The following is a 15,990-nucleotide window of genomic DNA, read 5'->3' on the forward strand; positions in this document are numbered from 1 at the left end:
CCGCTCGCGAAGAGGGCCGCACATTCACATTGAATATCGGTTGATGCCCTAACCTTGCTTGTTCCCAACCTGCCAAGGAAGTATCAGTGGGCATTCGCGGAAAAGACCGTTACAAAGAGGCGCAAAGCCTCAATCGTGTCCATGATTAAGGGCCTGCGATATCGGCGACGTTGGACGGCAAAGCCCTTCTAAATCCGTCGGATCACCGTCCAGCCAGAAATATCGCACTTCCTCTGGTTCATTAATCAAGGAGTTCCCTCATGAATATCGACTTCACCGGACGTCACGTCCTGGTCACCGGGTCCACCAGCGGTATCGGTTTCGCGACTGCCAAAGGCTTCCTTGAAGCTGGCGCCCACGTGGTCATCAACGGTCGCAGCGAAAGCAGCGTGGAGGACGCGCTGCAGCGCTTGGGCGCCCTTGCTTCAAGGGCGACTGGCTTTGTCGGTGATCTCAGTCACGTGCCTGGCTGCGAGGCACTCATCGCCAAGCACCCCAGCTTCGATATCGTCATCAACAATCTGGGCATTTTCAAACAGGAAGACTTCTTCGAAACGCCGGACAGCGAATGGCAGCGTTTCTTTGAAACCAACGTGATGTCGGGCGTGCGGGTTGCCAGGGCCTACGCTCAGGGCATGGTCGAGCGCGGTTGGGGGCGGATAGTGTTTATCTCGTCGGAATCGGGGGTGAACATTCCCGCCGACATGATCCATTACGGCTTCACCAAGACCGCCCAACTTTCCATCGCTCGCGGCCTGGCCAAGCGCCTTGCCGGCACGGGTGTGACGGTGAACTCGGTGCTGCCCGGGCCGACCCTTTCCGAGGGCGTTGCCCAGATGCTCCAGGCTGACGTCGAGCGCAGTGGGGAAAGCCTGGAAAAAGTCGCGGCAGATTTCGTCAACGAGCACCGCAGCACCTCGATCATCCAGCGCGCGGCGCGCGTCGAGGAAGTCGCCAACATGATCATCTACGCCAGCTCGGAACAGGCCTCGGCCACCACCGGGGCGGCACTGCGTGTGGATGGCGGTGTGGTGGATAGCATCGTTTAGGATCCTGGAATACGTTGCAAAAAAACGCCGCTTTCTCGTGAGAGATAAGCGGCGTTTTGTCTGGAAGCAGCATGGTGGATTAGACCGTTTTTCGAAGCGATGAAGGGATTGTTCAGCCCACTCTGTTTTCCATCAATCGATCCGAGCCGCCTTCGGCCACGCGGTTTTCGATCAGTCGATCCGAGCCGCCTTCGGCGACACGGCTCTCGATCAGTCGATCGGAGCCGCCTTCAGCTACGCGGCTTTCGATCAGTCGATCCGAACCACCCTCAGCGAACGTAGGTTGGACAAAAGAAGTCGCGAACGCATTGCCGAGCGACAGAGCCAGAAGCGAGCCAATGAGTGTTTTGCCGAGAGTGTTCATGTCCAGATCCTTTTTGTTTATGGATGAAGTGAGTTAGACGGTGACGTGCAAACGGACGTCGACGTTGCCGCGTGTCGCGTTGGAGTACGGGCAAACCTGGTGAGCTGCATCGACCAGCGCTTGAGCATCGGCTTGATCCAGGCCTGGCAGGTTTATGTGCAGGTCGATATCCAGGCCGAAACCACCAGGGATCTGGCCGATGCCGACGTGGGCCGTGATCGAGGCGTCAGCCGGAATGCTGCGTTTGCTCTGGCTGGCGACAAACTTCAACGCGCCGATGAAGCAAGCCGAGTAGCCGGCTGCGAACAACTGCTCAGGGTTGGTGGCTTCACCACCGGCGCCGCCCAGGGCTTTTGGAGTGGCCAGTTTCACATCAAGGATATTGTCGCTGGAAACAGCACGGCCATCACGGCCACCGGTGGAGGTTGCGACTGCGGTGTAGAGAACGTTCATGGTGTTTCCTCTTTTGCTGATTGGTCTGATTAAGGGTTGTTTTGATTTGCGCTAAATGCTTGTGCGCTAACCAGTTGCGATAAAGTTAACGAATGAATAATTAGCGCGCAAGATAAATTTTAAGAAATTTATCGGTTATGATTTAACCATCTGATTTTTAAGAGATTTATTTTTAGGCGAAGCAATGTCGCCAGCTCATGTGGGCCGACAGATAAGCCAAGAGGAAGGAGGTTTTGGGAAGATCAGGCAGGTTCAGCGTTATTGCTGACCTTCAGAGAGAGCGTCAAAGCAGAATGGTGGGCTTCTCGGATCGTTCCCAAGGAGCGTGGGAACGATCAATACCCGACTAAAAAGGCAAAGCTACCCCGGCTAAGCCACAGCCACTCGGTTGCGGCCCAACGCCTTCGCCCGATACAGGGCTTTATCCGCATCGTTCATCAAGCTGTGGAGATCCTTGCTACAGGCTCCCGTCGATGCGACACCGAGGCTGGCTGATATGACTTGGACAGGCTCGATCATCAAACCCGCAATCGCATCGATGAGCTGTTCAGCAATCTGGGTAGCGACTTCGATTGAAGTATCCGGAAGCAAAATGGCGAACTCTTCCCCACCGAGCCGGCCGTGAATGTCCGTCGCTCGAAACGACGAACTGATCACCACCCCCATCTCGCGTAGAACCTGATCCCCTACCTGATGGCCATAGGTGTCGTTGATGTGCTTGAAGTGATCCATGTCCAACATGACTGCGCACAATCCCAACCGGTTGCTCTTACATTCATCGTAGAGCTGCTGGGCGTGCTCGAAAAAAGCCCGTCGACTCTTCAGTCCGGTCAGTTCATCGGTTTGCGCGGCACGGGTCGAAATGCTGTTCGCCTGTTCCATCTCACGGGTGAGTCGAAAGGCAATCTCCAGTGCCTGGGACATTTTGTGCGTGGCGCGGGCCGCGAAGGCCGCAAACACCAGGATCGAAAGGGCCATGCCGACTTGAATCGAGGACGGTTGAAACAACAGCCAGGCGGTGCACGGAAACAGCACCACGCCAATGGAGACCAGCGTCATATTCCGATAGGCCGAATAGCAAGACACCGCGCTGACGGACATGCCGACGGTAAAGAGCATGACCAACGCCTGGGACAACAGATCGTCCGCCGGCATGAGCATAAACGCCCCACCGCCCCAGATGCTGGCGGATAACACCAGTGTGACCCAGTATCTGCGCTCCCAGCGTTGAGGCGTGCGCTCACTTTCGGCGCTGCGGAAATAGGCAACGAACATTGCGATGCGCAACAGCGTCGATGCGGTCAGGATGATCAGCCACCAAAAAACAACGCTGTGCTCAAACCGGTCCCAACACAGCCAGCTCAGCATGATGGCAGCCAGGTAACTGCCGAAAACCGCAGAAACGGATTGGCGAAACAGTTGCTGCAGTCGGTCAGTTCGCACTTGCTCGGCTATGAAGCAATCCTGGCCGTTCCGAGATCTTGGGCCATCCATTTGATCCACCTGATCGTGACGCAACGAAAACGGCGATTGTGGCACCCTGCCACCAATGCAAACAACTGAATTACACCCAAGGCCCCGATTGAACCGAACCCCGTGGCGAGGGAGCTTGCTCCCGCTGGGCTGCGAAGCAGCCCCAACCATTCCTACAGGCAAACTGCATCATCTTCTTTACAGGATCAGGCCGGAATCAATCCTGCCTCCCGGTAGCTCAAAATCAGATCATCGAACCCGCCAAAAGAGAAACCCGACGCGTTACGTCGGGTTTCTCAGCGAGGGCAAGTTGTTTACGGATTACTCGACTTGCGACAGCTTGGCATCGTCGCAACCGGCAGCACGGCACTCGCGCTCCACAGCCTTGAGTATGACGATACGCGCTTCAGTCTTCTCGTTGGCGCAGTCCAGGTAGAGCAGGCCATCGTTGGAACAGGCGTTGTCGCGAATCTTGATCCACTGGATCTGAGCGGCTTTCACCTTTTTCTTTTGCTCGGGGTTCAGCGCACTCATGGTCTTTTTATATTGATCATTGATGTCCTGATCCGACTGAACCATTTTCAGCGACGCACAATAGGTTCTGTCATAGGCGTTTCTAGGGTTATCGCAACTCATCGCAGATGCCGATGCGGATGCCATTGCCAGCAATGCCCCAACCAACAAAGACTTGATCACTTAACTTCTCTCCCTGAATGCCCTCTATTGATTAGAGGTCGCGGCGGGAATTTATCATGAGGGTTGTAGAACAATGAAGCAGAACTGCAACGCCCCCGCCCCCCCATCGGGCTGAAAGACAAAGTAGCCACCACGTATCGAGCGAGGGGCATTCCCGATCCGGTCACCGTGGCGAGGGAGCTTGCTCCCGCTGGGCTGCGCAGCAGCCCCAAAAAGACCGACACATTCCTACAGACAAACCGCACAAATCGGTTGTGATGGCTGCTCAGCCAAGCAGGAGCAAGCTCCCTCGCCACGGTATCCCGGGGTAGTTAGACTTGCGCAGGGGGCGCTTCGGCGCGCCGGCAATGCTGATCACCCCGTTCTACTAACGTTCGTTGAGGCAGTCATTGAGGGCTGCAAGCGCTCCCTTTATCCAGTACCAGACGATATCCTTTCCAGCATCCGTATCTTGGAAAGCACGATGAACACAAAAAAAATTCACGCCTTAACACTTATGGTAATCAGCTTTACTGTCATTGGAGCCATACAGTTTCTCCTGTATGAAGCCATGATAATAATTGAGCAAGCAAGATCTGGAAGCATTCCCTATCAGCTAAGCGCAGAGATACTGTTTGTTGTTCTTATTCATGCATCCATCGTAGCCGCAATCCCGCTATTATTAGTCGTCAGAGATAAGCACATCACAAGTTATACCTTTCTTTTGGTTTTTTTGTCGATCTATGCGCAGGTCGTAGCAGCCATAAATATCGCTGGAGTTGTGATATCTGTATTGATTTTATTTGTGTTGATTTTTTACGTCATTAAAAAATTAAGCTTTGTTATCAGCTACTTTCGCTCAAAGTAGAAATGAAAATGACGTCCCCTGAAGAAACGGCGGTCGAGCGCACAAGAGCAAAACGCGCCCGCTGCTTACCGCCGCCTTATCAAACCGCCATATTCTCGCCTGTCAGTAGCGTTCAGCTGCCCCCGAAACCGAAAAACCAAAAAAATAAAGATTTGCCTTTATGCCCCTCATAGCCTGATTTATTTTCAAGCTGCTTGCGACAATAAAGAAAATTTATAATGGCTGGAATAAATAGCAAGCTGAATAACCATTGAAATGGCATCTGTGATTTTAGAGTTATTGTCACGAATAAGTTGGCTAGAGTTATGCCGATAATGGATAGATTATATTTGCTGTGTCGTCGCTTCACTGAAGAAAAGCTTTCCCAGTCATAAATCAGCCAATCGTGGGAAAAGTTATCGCAGTCAGGGCATCTAAGGCTTGGCGGTAAATCGTCTGCGATATAACCGCAGCGAGGGCATCGATTTTTCATGGCATTATCCTGACAGCCTCATTGGGTAGACATGCCATGTCGCGTTTTTCGTCGCCGTAAGCGAGCTCGGTCGGAGGGGATGCGACAGGGTGACAGCAAGCCCGATTAGGTAAAAAGGTAGCAGGACAGCACCTTTTTGCCACTAGTTTGTCGACCGGCTGCTTCTTGCCGTTTTCTGCCTATGGGCAGAAATCCGCTCTTCTAGTCCGCCCTTGGTTGCATATAGGACGCAAAGCCTAACTACATGGCCTATTCGCCCTTTTTTCCCATGAACGTAAGAAAAGCCTCTCGCGATTTCCGAGCATAAAAAAACGGGCCTGCATTCCCACGCAGCCCCGTTTTTATCACCGCCCGATCAGCTCAAAACGCCGGCAAAACCGCGCCTTTGTACTTCTCAAGAATAAAAGCCTTCACTTCCGGCGTATGCAAAGCCGCAACCAGCTTCTTCATCGCCTCACTATCCTTGTCATCCTCACGAGCCACCAGGATGTTCACATACGGCGAGTCGTTACCTTCGATCACCAACGCATCCTTGGAAGGATCAAGCTTGGCCTCCAACGCATAGTTGGTATTGATCAGCGCCAGATCCACTTGAGTCAGCACGCGCGGGATAGTTGCCGCTTCCAATTCACGGAATTTCAGATCCTTCGAGTTCTCGGTGATGTCCTTTATGGTCGAAAGGATGTTGTTCGAATCCTTGAGCTTGATCACCCCAGCCTTAGCCAGCAGCAACAGCGCACGGCCGCCATTGGTGGCATCGTTCGGGATCACCACGTTGGCGCCTCCAGGCAATTCGGTCAGTGCCTTGTACTTGCTGGAGTAAGCACCCAGGGGTTCCAGGTGCACGCCGGCCACGCTCACCAGATGCGTGCCCTTGGCCTTGTTGAACTCATCCAGGTACGGCTGGTGCTGGAAGAAGTTGGCGTCCAGGCGCTTTTCCGCGACCTGAACGTTTGGCTGGATGTAGTCGGTGAACACTTTGACCTTCAAATCCACGCCTTCCTTCGCCAGCGCCGGTTTGACGAATTCGAGGATTTCCGCGTGGGGGACGGGCGTGGCCGCGACGGTCAGGGTGTCGGCGTGGGCGGAGAACGCTGCGGCGGCAGCGAAGGCGACCAGTAGTTTTTTCATTCAGCTAACTCCTTTTGAGGCGCCTGCTCTCGGCGCCTGCCAGCGAATGGCCGGCTCATGTTTATTGGCACGAGGCCTTATTTTCTAGAAAAATGCACAACCAGTTTGTCGCCCACGGTCTGCAGGACCTGCACCAACACCAGCAGCAACACCACGGTAACGACCATCACGTCGGTCTGGAAACGCTGGTAGCCGAAGCGGATCGCCAGGTCGCCCAGACCACCGGCGCCGACCACACCGGCCATGGCCGTGTAGGACACCAGCGTAATCGCTGTCACTGTAATCGCTGCAAAAATGCCCGGGCGGGCTTCCGGCAGCAAGGCGTTGACGATAATTTGCCGGGTGGTCGCGCCCATGGCTTGGGTGGCTTCGATGATGCCGCGGTCGACTTCGCGCAGGGCGGTTTCCACCAGGCGAGCGAAGAACGGTGTCGCGCCGACTACCAGCGGTGGGATCGCGCCGGCCACGCCCAGGGAGGTGCCGGTGATCAATACCGTGAACGGAATCATCACGATCAACAGGATGATGAATGGCAGTGAACGCAGGATGTTGACGACCAGCGACAGCAGCGCATAAACGCCGCGGGCTTCGAGCAGTTGGCGCGGGCTGCACAGGAACAGCAAAACCCCCAGGGGCAAGCCGAGCAGGACGGTGAACAGCAGCGAACCGAACAGCATCAGGAAGGTGTCGCCGGTGGCCAGCCAGATTTCCAGCCAGTCGATGTTTGCAAAAAATTCCATCAGCGCAGCACCTCCATGTGGACATCGGCCGCGGTGAAGCGGGCGAATGCCGCTTCCATGTCACCGCCGGTGATGGCGAGGGTCAGTTGCCCGTAGGGGGTGTCTTTGATGCGGTCGATGCGACCGGCCAGGATGCTGTAGTCCACACCGGTTTCGCGAGCGACGGTGCCGAGCAGCGGCGCGTAGGTCGCTTCGCCCTGGAACGTCAGGCGCACGATACGCCCCGGCACGTGAGCGAAATCGTCGCGCTGCTCGCTTTCGTCGATCTGCTCGTCTTCCTGGACGAAACGCTTGGTAGTCGAGTGCTTCGGATGCAGGAACACCTCGGCCACCGGGCCTTGCTCGACGATCACGCCAGCGTCCATGACGGCCACTTGGTCACAAACGCGGCGGATCACGTCCATTTCATGGGTGATCAGCACAATGGTCAGCTTCAGCTCGCGGTTGATCTCTGCCAGTAGTTGCAGGACCGAAGCGGTGGTCTGCGGGTCGAGGGCGCTGGTGGCCTCGTCGCACAGCAGGATTTTGGGCTTGGTCGCCAGGGCGCGGGCAATGCCGACGCGCTGCTTCTGGCCGCCGGACAATTGCGCCGGGTATTTGCGGGCGTGGTCGGACAGCCCTACCCGCGCCAGCAATTCAGCGACGCGCTGGTCGATGTCGCTGCGAGACAATTCGCCAGCCAGCGTCAGCGGCAGCGCCACGTTGTCGGCCACGGTCTTGGACGCGAGCAGGTTGAAGTGCTGGAAAATCATCCCGACCTGTTGACGGAAACGGCGCAGGCCGCTGGCGTCCAGGGCGGTGACTTCTTCACCGTCGACGATGATCTTGCCGCCCGTGGAATCTTCCAGGCGATTGATCAGGCGCAGCAGGGTACTTTTTCCTGCACCGGAATGGCCAATCAGGCCGAAGACCTGACCGTTCTCAATCGTCAGACTGGTCGGATGCAGGGCGGGGATATCCCTACCGGCGACTCGGTAGGTTTTATGGACGTCTTGAAACTCGATCACGTAGCGAACCTTGTGGGGCGCGTTGAAAAAGGATCAGCGGTTAGCCGGGCGCGCATTTTAGCCTGTCCGTATAGAGGTTCTTAGCATTTATTTGAGAATGAACCAGCGATTTGGCAATAAGGCGATCAAAGGACAGATAAAAGGAACACAGCGAAACGGCATCGGTCACTCATTAAGCAACTCAAAACATGCCCAGGTACCGTGCCTGGCGCATCGAACTCAAGGGTCCTGGCCAAGGCGGGGATCGCAACGAGGAGTCATGCCTGATGAGCACCAACAAACCTGCCGCCCCCAGCCAACTGGCCGGGACCGATACCCTGGATCGCAGTAATACCAACGCCAAGCTCGAAAGCCTGGAGCAGTTTCGCTCCGATGCCACGGAGCAGGCGCTGCGCACCAACCAGGGCGTGAAGATTGCCGACAACCAGAACACCCTGCGCGCAGGCCCCCGCGGACCCTCGCTGCTCGAAGATTTCATCATGCGTGAAAAAATCACGCACTTTGACCACGAACGTATCCCGGAGCGCATCGTCCACGCCCGCGGCACCGGTGCCCATGGATACTTCCAGGCCTATGAATCACATGTGGCCCTGACCAAAGCCGGATTCCTACAAGACCCGAGTAAAAAGACGCCAGTTTTCGTGCGCTTTTCCACCGTGCAAGGTCCACGCGGTTCCGGCGACACCGTGCGGGACGTGCGCGGATTTGCGGTGAAATTTTTTACCGACGAAGGCAACTTCGACCTGGTGGGTAATAACATGCCGGTGTTTTTCATCCAGGACGCGGTGAAGTTTCCAGACTTTGTCCACGCGGTAAAACCCGAGCCCCATAACGAAATTCCTACAGGCGGCTCGGCCCACGACACGTTCTGGGATTTTGTCTCGCTGGTGCCGGAGTCGGCTCACATGGTGATCTGGGCGATGTCTGACCGGGCCATTCCAAAAAGCCTACGCACCATGCAGGGTTTTGGCGTGCACACCTTCCGTATGATCAACGCCGAAGGCAAAAGCAGCTTCGTCAAATTCCACTGGAGACCCAAGGCCGGGACCTGTTCGTTGGTGTGGGACGAAGCCCAGAAACTGGCCGGCAAGGATACCGATTACCACCGTCGCGATCTTTGGGAGTCGATCGAGATGGGCGATTACCCGGAATGGGAGTTCGGCGTGCAGATCGTTGCCGAGGAAGACGAGCACAAGTTCGACTTCGACCTGCTCGATCCGACCAAGATCATTCCCGAAGAACTCGTGCCCATCACCCCGTTGGGCAAAATGGTGCTGAACCGCAACCCGGATAACTTCTTCGCCGAAGTCGAGCAGGTTGCGTTCTGCCCCGGGCATATCGTGCCGGGTATCGACTTCTCCAACGACCCGCTGCTGCAAGGTCGGCTGTTTTCCTACACCGATACGCAGATCAGCCGACTCGGTGGGCCGAATTTTCATGAGTTGCCGATCAACCGGGCGATCACGCCGGTACACAACGGCCAGCGCGATGCCATGCACCGCACTACCATCGACAAGGGACGCGCGTCCTACGAGCCGAACTCCATTGATGGCGGTTGGCCGAAAGAGACTCCGCCGGGTCCTCAGGATGGCGGTTTCGAAAGCTATCCGGAGCGTATCGACGCCCACAAGATCCGCCAGCGCAGCGATTCGTTTGGCGACCATTTCTCCCAGGCACGGCTGTTCTACAAGAGCATGAGCCCTCATGAGCAGGAGCACATCATCGCCGCCTACAGCTTCGAGCTGGGCAAGGTGGAACGGGAGTTCATCCGGGCGCGGCAGGTCAATGAAATCCTGGCCAACATCGACTTGGAGCTGGCCAGACGGGTCGCGAAGAACCTGGGGTTGCCGGAACCTACCGCCGGTACCGTTGATGTACCAACGCCATCGCTAGAGCAATCCCCCGCCTTGAGCCAGGCAAACCTGCTGTCCGGCGACATCAAGACGCGCAAAGTGGCGGTGTTGGTGGCCAACGGTGTCGATGGCGCAATCATCGATGCATTCAAGCAAGCCCTGGAGGCCGAAGGCGCCCACGCCAAATTGCTGGGGCCGACCTCGGCGCCGGTCACCACGGCCGATGGGCAAACGCTAGCGGTGGATGCATCCATGGAAGGCCTGCCGTCGATTGCTTTTGACGCGGTATTCGTGCCGGGCGGGGTGGAGTCCATCAAGGCTCTGAGCGGCGATGGCGTGGCGTTGCATTACCTGCTGGAAGCGTACAAGCACCTGAAGGCGATTGCGCTTCATGGCGAAGCGCGGCAGTTATTGGTGTTGTTGAAGCTGGAGGCGGATGCGGGATTGATCCCGGATGTGGATGCCAGCAAGTTCCAGGCGTTCTTCGATGCGATTGCCCAGCATCGGGTTTGGGCGCGGGAGCCCAAGGCGAAGGCGGTTCCGGCCTAAAGAGAGTTGTTGTCTGGTAGGGCGCTATCGCGAGCAAGCTCGCTCCTACAGTGGTTTTGTGTCGATTACAAAACCCCCTGTGGGAGCGAGCTTGCTCGCGAAGCTTTTTAAGGCTTGCGCGGAGTCAGCACAACCTGCGCCGGCACACTGCGCAAAATCTGCTTCTGCAGTTTCAGATCAAACTCCGGATCAAGCTTCCTGACCCGCTTGCTCAGCAAGGTTGCCAGCCAAGGATAATCATCGGTGCGTGGCGCCTGGATGCTGACGTCGCACTGATAATTCACTACATCGGCGGCGATGGCGTCCAACTGACGACGCATTTGTTGAATATCGGCGAGGTTAAGCGCAACGGTGGTGCTCGGTGCGCTCGGGTCGATCACCTTGGCGACGGGTTTGGCTTCGGCAGCCTTGAGGTCGGCTTCGGCTTTATCCAGCTCGGCCTTGCGGGCCTCGGCAATGGCACTGTTGACTTCGCCGGTCAGCGCTGGAGCCTTTGGCATCAAGGCCCGGGCACGGCTCAGGGCAGTGGCGGCGGCGTTTACATCGCCTTTTTGCAGATCGATCTGGCTGCGGCGCAGGTACGCCTCGGCCAGTTGCCGTTGGTAGGGCTCCAGCGAACGATCTTCGGGCGCCTGGCTTTGCAAAGCGGCCAACTGATCTTCAGCGGTGGCCAGCTCATTGCCGGCCAGGCTCTGTTCGAGCTGGGCGATGGCCGGAGCCCTTGTATCAGGGGGCTCGATGACTGGCGGCGCGCTCTGGCAGGCGCCCAGCAGCACGGAAAACGCGACAAGGAGCAGATAACGGGAGGCGAACGGCTTCATTCCTGCGACTCTCTATTTGCGCAAAAAGCGAGCAAGTCTACACCCCTCGACGGGGCAGGACAAAACTCAGCAGAAACAACGCAGCGGCGCTGACCACGATCGATGGGCCGGCCGGGGTGTCCTTGAACCAGGACAGCGCCAGCCCGCCACACACCGCGAGCATGCCCAGCAGGCTCGCACCCAAGGCCATCTGCTCGGGGGAGCGGGCGTGACGCTGTGCCGCAGCCGCCGGAATGATCAGCAATGAAGTAATCAGCAACACGCCGACGATTTTCATCGCCACGGCGATTACCACAGCGATCAACAGCATCAGCGCCAAGCGCAGGCCCACCACGGGCAAACCCTCGACTCGCGCCAGCTCTTCATGGACGGTGACCGCCAGCAACGGGCGCCACAGCGCCACCAGCAACAGCAGCACCGCCGCGCTGCCGCCGAGGATCCAGGCAAGATCCGTCGGGCTGATCGCCAGCAGGTCGCCGAACAGATAGGCCATCAGGTCGATCCGCACGTCCCGCATGAAGCTCAGCACTACCAGCCCGAGGGACAAGGTGCTCGGCGCCAGGATACCCAGCAGTGTGTCGGACGCCAGCGGTTGGCGCTGTTGCAGGGTGACCAGCACCACCGCCAGCAACAGGCAACCGACCGTCACCGCAATGGCCGGGCTGACGTCCAGCAGAAAGCCCATGGCCACGCCAAGCAGCGCTGCGTGGGACAAGGTGTCGCCGAAATAGGCCATGCGCCGCCAGACCACGAACGAGCCCAAGGGGCCGGCCACCAGCGCGAGTGCCAAGCCTGCGAGCAGGGCGTACAACAGAAAATCAGCCATGCTTGCAGCCGTCTCCATGAACATGTTTTGAAGCAGAAGGGGCGTTGACCACCGAACCGTGCAGGTCATGGGCATGGTCATGATGGTGGTGATAAATCGCCAGGCTTTGTGCGTTTTTTCCGAACAACTCGACGAAGGCCGGATCGCCGCTGACCTGCTCGGGGTGCCCGGAACAGCAGACGTGACGGTTCAGGCAGACCACCTGGTCGGTGGTGCTCATGACGAGATGAAGGTCGTGGGACACCATCAACACGCCGCAGCCATGTCGGTCGCGCAAACGGGTAATCAAGCTGTACAGCTCGGCCTGGCCGGCCACGTCGACCCCTTGTACCGGCTCGTCGAGCACCAGCAGTTCTGGCTCGCGCAACAGGGCGCGGGCCAGCAATACCCGCTGCATCTCACCGCCGGAAACACTCTGGACCGGGCTGTCGATCACCTGCTCGGCACCGACTTCTTTCAGCGCTGCCAAGGCGCGTTCACGATCCACGCCCGGCACCAAACGCAGGAATCGCAGCACCGACAGCGGCAAGGTTGGATCGACATGGAGTTTTTGCGGCATGTAACCGACGCGCAACCGAGGCTTGCGCCAGACGCTACCGCTGTCCGGCTTGAGCAGCCCCAGCACGGCGCGCACCAGGGTGGTCTTGCCGGCACCGTTGGGGCCGATCAACGTCACGATCTGCCCCGGTTCGACGCTTAAATGGATGTCATCCAGCACGTTCTGCCCGGCGAACGTCACGGCCACCTGTTCGAGGCGGATCAGCGCATTGCTCATCAGGCCCCCTGGCAGCCGGAGCACAAGCCGACCACTTCGACGGTCTGGGTGTCGACCACGAAGCCGACGTCCTTGGCGCTGGCGATGATGGCATCGCTGATGGATTTCTGTTCCAGCTCGATGGCGGCGTGGCATTCGCGGCAAATCAGGAACTGGCCTTGGTGGGCGTGTTCCGGATGGTTGCAGCCGACGAAGGCGTTCAGCGACGAAATGCGATGCACCAGGCCGTTCTCCAGCAGGAAATCCAGCGCGCGATAGACGGTTGGCGGCGCGGCACGACGGCCGTCCTGCTCGCTGAGCACGGCGAGGATGTCGTAGGCGCCCAATGGCTTGTGGCTTTGCCAGACCAATTCCAACACGCGCCGACGCAGGGCGGTCAGGCGCAACCCTTGGCGCGCGCAAATGGCGTCGGCCTCGGACAGCGCGCTGTGCACGCAGTGGGAGTGATCGTGGGGACGGCTGGCGAGGGGGGTGATAGGCATGGGCAGCGACGAGTTCAGTGAGAGACGTTATTATGTTACCCGTTCTCGCCTCTTCGAGTGGTCATCGTGTCCCGATTTTTTTCGCTCTTTGTCGCTTTTGTCGCAAGTTTGCTGCTGATGGGCTCGGCCCAGGCCGACGTCAAGGTGCTTACCAGCATCAAGCCGTTGCAATTGATTGCCGCTGCAGTGCAGGACGGCGTAGCCGTTCCGGAAGTGCTGCTGCCGCCAGGCGCTTCGCCCCATCATTACGCGTTGCGGCCCTCTGATGTACGCAAGGTGCAGTCGGTGGACCTGCTGTACTGGATTGGGCCCGACATGGAAGGTTTCCTACCGCGTGTGTTGAACGGTCGTACGTTGCCATCGGTTGCGGTGCAGGATCTGCCGGGCCTCAAGTTGCGTCATTTTGCCGAGGACAGCGCGTCCCACGAGGACCATGACGATGACGGCGATGAGCACGATCACGATCATCGCCCCGGGACCGTGGACGCCCACCTCTGGCTGTCGCCGCACAACGCGCGAGTGATCGCCGCCAGGATGGCGGCTGACCTGGGGGCAGCGGATCCGGCGAACGCTGCCCGTTATCAAAGCAACCTCAAGGGTTTCAACCAGCGCCTCGATGCCTTGGACGTGCGCCTCAAGACGCGCCTGACCGGGATCGCGGGCAAGCCGTATTTTGTCTTCCACGAGGCGTTCGATTATTTCGAAGACAACTACGGCCTCAAGCACGCCGGGGTGTTCGCCGTGGCCGCCGAAGTCCAGCCCGGCGCCCAGCATGTGGCGGCCATGCGCACGCGCTTGCAGGCGGTGGGCAAGACCTGCGTCTTCAGCGAACCACCGCTGCGCCCGCGCCTGGCCGAAACCCTGGTGGCCGGGTTGCCGGTCAAGCTGGCTGAGCTGGACGCGCTGGGTGGCTACACCCCGGCGACGGCGCAGGGGTATGAGCAGTTGTTGGAAAAGTTGGGCAATGATTTGGCGGGGTGTTTGGAGTCGCTATAGCCTGGTGACGCAGAACCTGTGGCGAGGGAGCTTGCTCCCGCTGGGCTGCGAAGCGGCCCTAAAAATCCAGCGGTCGCTGCGCAACCGAGCGGGAGCAAGCGCCCTCGCCACAAAGGCATTCAGATTCCCGCCGGTCAGAGGGCGAACGGCAACACCGTATGAACCGTCTGCCGCTGCGCCAACCGCTGTTGGAACTCCATCGGATCGTGGATCAACACATCTTGCCCCGCGAACGACTCGGCGGCGATCAACCGCGACAGCCAGAACCGCACGCATGCCACACGCAGCATGGTCGGCCACAATTGCGCCTCGGCGGCGGTGAACGGCCGTAGCGCCGCATAGGCGCCCAGCAATGCCCTCGCCCGTGGGCCATCGAGCACACCGTCGTCATTCGAACACCAGTCATTCAACGCGATGGCGACGTCGTACAGCATCGGCCCGGAGCAGGCGTTGTAGAAGTCGATCAGCCCGGTCAGGTGCGTGCCCTCGAACATCGCATTGTCGCGGAACAGGTCTGCATGGATATTGGCGCGGGGCAGCGCCAGGATGCCGACTTTCTGCTGCGCGATTTCGTCCAGCGCAGCTTGCAGCAGCTGACGGGCTTCGGCATTGAGGTGCGAAAGCAGGTTGCCGCCCTCCTCCTGCATCCAGTCCAGGCCGCGATCAGTCTTGCGCTTGATCATGTTGTCCTTGGTCGCCAAATGCAGATGCGCGAGCAATTCACCGACCTGGGCGCAGTGCTGGGCGTTGGCCTGCTTGATGTGCTTGCCGGCCAGGCGCGGTTGCAACAGCGCCGGCTTGCCCGCCAATTCCCGAAGCGCAACGCCGTCTGTCGTACGCAAGGCGTAAGGCACCGGCAGATCGGCGTCGTGCAGCACGTCCAGCAGCTCGATGAAGAACGGCATTTCTTGCACCGGGCCGCGTTCGACCAGGGTCAGGACGAATTCGCCCTGCTCCAGGCTGATGAAAAAATTGGTGTTTTCGCTGCCGGCAGCAATCCCCTGGAAATCAAGTAGACGGCCAAGCCCATAAGGGGCGAGAAAAGTTTCCAGCTCGGGCCGAGCCAGGGGCGTGAACACAGACATGGTTAAAACTGCCAGTACGGGCGCCCTTCAGCGGGCGCCGGTTGAAGTCGGGAGCGGCATCACCACTCAAAGATTTTCCACGAAGGGATCAGCATATCCGGCTGGTCCGAGCGGATGAAGTTTGCATCAGTGCCGTCGGCGCGTACCAGGAAATAAGGCTTGCCGTTCTTGGGCGTGACCTTGATCGCGTACAAAAAGCCGTTCTGCCGATATTCCTGGATGGTTTTATCTCCTTCGGTGCGGATGGTGACATCCGGGTCCGCCGAGGGTGCGTCGTCCGCCGCCATGACGGCTATCGGGGTGAATGCAAACAAGCCAGCGAGTAACAGGCGATTTAGTGTACGCATGATAACCTTGTCCCTTTGTCGTCA

At 58.4% G+C, this 15,990-nt stretch carries 18 protein-coding genes; 4 read left to right on the forward strand and 14 right to left on the reverse strand.

Features of this window, described 5'->3' with window-relative positions; genetic code table 11:
- Window positions 1-260 precede the first annotated feature (260 nt).
- Window positions 261-1,049, forward strand: coding sequence for an SDR family NAD(P)-dependent oxidoreductase (locus tag FHK92_RS16675; RefSeq protein ID WP_181289023.1), 789 nt, complete (start codon window positions 261-263; stop codon window positions 1,047-1,049).
- 112 nt (window positions 1,050-1,161) lie between these two features.
- Here FHK92_RS16675 and FHK92_RS16680 read toward each other — a convergent pair whose 3' ends face one another.
- The 4 genes from FHK92_RS16680 to FHK92_RS16695 form a co-directional block, all read right to left on the reverse strand.
- Window positions 1,162-1,413 carry a hypothetical protein gene (locus tag FHK92_RS16680; RefSeq protein ID WP_181289024.1) on the reverse strand — a complete coding sequence of 84 codons (252 nt, stop codon included), beginning with the start codon at window positions 1,411-1,413 and terminating at the stop codon, window positions 1,162-1,164.
- Between the two features lie 33 nt (window positions 1,414-1,446).
- Window positions 1,447-1,866 (reverse strand): organic hydroperoxide resistance protein, encoded by a 420-nt coding sequence (locus tag FHK92_RS16685; protein ID WP_181289025.1) that lies wholly within the window; start codon window positions 1,864-1,866, stop codon window positions 1,447-1,449.
- Between the two features lie 369 nt (window positions 1,867-2,235).
- Window positions 2,236-3,360, reverse strand: coding sequence for a GGDEF domain-containing protein (locus FHK92_RS16690; protein ID WP_181289098.1), 1,125 nt, complete (start codon window positions 3,358-3,360; stop codon window positions 2,236-2,238).
- Between the two features lie 300 nt (window positions 3,361-3,660).
- Entirely contained in the window at window positions 3,661-4,035 is a 375-nt protein-coding gene (locus FHK92_RS16695) for a lysozyme inhibitor LprI family protein (protein ID WP_181289026.1), read from the reverse strand.
- Between the two features lie 181 nt (window positions 4,036-4,216).
- Here FHK92_RS16695 and FHK92_RS16700 point away from each other — a divergent pair, with 181 nt between their 5' ends.
- Window positions 4,217-4,882, forward strand: coding sequence for a hypothetical protein (locus FHK92_RS16700; RefSeq protein WP_181289027.1), 666 nt, complete (start codon window positions 4,217-4,219; stop codon window positions 4,880-4,882).
- 112 nt (window positions 4,883-4,994) lie between these two features.
- Here FHK92_RS16700 and FHK92_RS16705 read toward each other — a convergent pair whose 3' ends face one another.
- The 4 genes from FHK92_RS16705 to FHK92_RS16720 all read right to left on the reverse strand — a co-directional run bounded on the left by FHK92_RS16705 (window position 4,995) and on the right by FHK92_RS16720 (window position 8,232).
- Window positions 4,995-5,354, reverse strand: coding sequence for a hypothetical protein (locus FHK92_RS16705; protein WP_181289028.1), 360 nt, complete (start codon window positions 5,352-5,354; stop codon window positions 4,995-4,997).
- 360 nt (window positions 5,355-5,714) lie between these two features.
- On the reverse strand, window positions 5,715-6,485 hold the full coding sequence (locus FHK92_RS16710) for a MetQ/NlpA family ABC transporter substrate-binding protein (RefSeq protein WP_181289029.1): 771 nt from the start codon (window positions 6,483-6,485) through the stop codon (window positions 5,715-5,717).
- A 77-nt stretch (window positions 6,486-6,562) separates the two neighbouring features.
- Entirely contained in the window at window positions 6,563-7,225 is a 663-nt protein-coding gene (locus FHK92_RS16715; protein ID WP_003177129.1) for a methionine ABC transporter permease, read from the reverse strand.
- Complete coding sequence (locus FHK92_RS16720; RefSeq protein ID WP_181289030.1) at window positions 7,225-8,232, reverse strand: methionine ABC transporter ATP-binding protein; 1,008 nt, start codon at window positions 8,230-8,232, stop codon at window positions 7,225-7,227. The genes FHK92_RS16715 and FHK92_RS16720 overlap by 1 nt, the downstream gene beginning before the upstream one ends.
- Before the next feature lie 266 nt (window positions 8,233-8,498).
- On the opposite strand from FHK92_RS16720, the gene katE reads away from it, so the two are divergent.
- Entirely contained in the window at window positions 8,499-10,634 is a 2,136-nt protein-coding gene (katE, locus tag FHK92_RS16725) for a catalase HPII (protein ID WP_181289031.1), read from the forward strand.
- A 107-nt stretch (window positions 10,635-10,741) separates the two neighbouring features.
- On the opposite strand, the gene FHK92_RS16730 is transcribed toward katE, so the two are convergent.
- Genes FHK92_RS16730 through zur form a run of 4 tightly spaced genes read right to left on the reverse strand, consistent with a single transcriptional unit; the run spans window position 10,742 to window position 13,538 of the window.
- Window positions 10,742-11,455, reverse strand: a complete 714-nt coding sequence (locus FHK92_RS16730; RefSeq protein ID WP_181289032.1) for a PA5502 family lipoprotein — start codon at window positions 11,453-11,455, stop codon at window positions 10,742-10,744.
- Window positions 11,456-11,492: 37 nt separating this feature from the next.
- A complete protein-coding gene (gene znuB, locus FHK92_RS16735; RefSeq protein WP_030138998.1) occupies window positions 11,493-12,281 on the reverse strand; it encodes a zinc ABC transporter permease subunit ZnuB in 789 nt (262 codons plus the stop codon).
- Complete coding sequence (gene znuC / locus FHK92_RS16740) at window positions 12,274-13,056, reverse strand: zinc ABC transporter ATP-binding protein ZnuC (RefSeq protein ID WP_181289033.1); 783 nt, start codon at window positions 13,054-13,056, stop codon at window positions 12,274-12,276. The genes znuB and znuC overlap by 8 nt, the downstream gene beginning before the upstream one ends.
- Window positions 13,056-13,538 (reverse strand): zinc uptake transcriptional repressor Zur, encoded by a 483-nt coding sequence (gene zur, locus FHK92_RS16745; RefSeq protein ID WP_018602776.1) that lies wholly within the window; start codon window positions 13,536-13,538, stop codon window positions 13,056-13,058. The genes znuC and zur overlap by 1 nt, the downstream gene beginning before the upstream one ends.
- A gap of 66 nt (window positions 13,539-13,604) precedes the next feature.
- On the opposite strand from zur, the gene znuA reads away from it, so the two are divergent.
- Window positions 13,605-14,534, forward strand: coding sequence for a zinc ABC transporter substrate-binding protein ZnuA (gene znuA / locus FHK92_RS16750; protein ID WP_181289034.1), 930 nt, complete (start codon window positions 13,605-13,607; stop codon window positions 14,532-14,534).
- Window positions 14,535-14,668: 134 nt separating this feature from the next.
- Here the strand turns inward: znuA and FHK92_RS16755 are convergent, their stop codons facing one another.
- Together FHK92_RS16755 and FHK92_RS16760 are read right to left on the reverse strand one after the other, a co-directional pair.
- Window positions 14,669-15,619 (reverse strand): homoserine kinase, encoded by a 951-nt coding sequence (locus FHK92_RS16755; RefSeq protein WP_181289035.1) that lies wholly within the window; start codon window positions 15,617-15,619, stop codon window positions 14,669-14,671.
- A 59-nt stretch (window positions 15,620-15,678) separates the two neighbouring features.
- Entirely contained in the window at window positions 15,679-15,966 is a 288-nt protein-coding gene (locus FHK92_RS16760) for a DUF2782 domain-containing protein (protein ID WP_030138994.1), read from the reverse strand.
- Between the last annotated feature and the right edge of the window lie 24 nt (window positions 15,967-15,990).

The organism is Pseudomonas brassicacearum subsp. neoaurantiaca, from assembly GCF_013608025.1.
In the GTDB taxonomy this organism is placed as follows: domain Bacteria; phylum Pseudomonadota; class Gammaproteobacteria; order Pseudomonadales; family Pseudomonadaceae; genus Aquipseudomonas.

What these genes read in the sequence shown, in the direction of transcription:
- FHK92_RS16680 (WP_181289024.1), bottom strand. Translation starts at nt 1,413, where the DNA reads ATGAACACTCTCGGCAAAACACTCATTGGCTCGCTTCTGGCTCTGTCG.
- FHK92_RS16685 (WP_181289025.1), bottom strand. Translation starts at nt 1,866, where the DNA reads ATGAACGTTCTCTACACCGCAGTCGCAACCTCCACCGGTGGCCGTGAT.
- FHK92_RS16710 (WP_181289029.1), bottom strand. Translation starts at nt 6,485, where the DNA reads ATGAAAAAACTACTGGTCGCCTTCGCTGCCGCCGCAGCGTTCTCCGCC.
- zur (WP_018602776.1), bottom strand. Translation starts at nt 13,538, where the DNA reads ATGCCTATCACCCCCCTCGCCAGCCGTCCCCACGATCACTCCCACTGC.
- katE (WP_181289031.1), top strand. Translation starts at nt 8,499, where the DNA reads ATGAGCACCAACAAACCTGCCGCCCCCAGCCAACTGGCCGGGACCGAT.
- FHK92_RS16705 (WP_181289028.1), bottom strand. Translation starts at nt 5,354, where the DNA reads ATGAAAAATCGATGCCCTCGCTGCGGTTATATCGCAGACGATTTACCG.
- znuC (WP_181289033.1), bottom strand. Translation starts at nt 13,056, where the DNA reads ATGAGCAATGCGCTGATCCGCCTCGAACAGGTGGCCGTGACGTTCGCC.
- FHK92_RS16715 (WP_003177129.1), bottom strand. Translation starts at nt 7,225, where the DNA reads ATGGAATTTTTTGCAAACATCGACTGGCTGGAAATCTGGCTGGCCACC.
- FHK92_RS16760 (WP_030138994.1), bottom strand. Translation starts at nt 15,966, where the DNA reads ATGCGTACACTAAATCGCCTGTTACTCGCTGGCTTGTTTGCATTCACC.
- FHK92_RS16755 (WP_181289035.1), bottom strand. Translation starts at nt 15,619, where the DNA reads ATGTCTGTGTTCACGCCCCTGGCTCGGCCCGAGCTGGAAACTTTTCTC.
- FHK92_RS16690 (WP_181289098.1), bottom strand. Translation starts at nt 3,360, where the DNA reads ATGGATGGCCCAAGATCTCGGAACGGCCAGGATTGCTTCATAGCCGAG.
- FHK92_RS16730 (WP_181289032.1), bottom strand. Translation starts at nt 11,455, where the DNA reads ATGAAGCCGTTCGCCTCCCGTTATCTGCTCCTTGTCGCGTTTTCCGTG.
- FHK92_RS16675 (WP_181289023.1), top strand. Translation starts at nt 261, where the DNA reads ATGAATATCGACTTCACCGGACGTCACGTCCTGGTCACCGGGTCCACC.
- znuB (WP_030138998.1), bottom strand. Translation starts at nt 12,281, where the DNA reads ATGGCTGATTTTCTGTTGTACGCCCTGCTCGCAGGCTTGGCACTCGCG.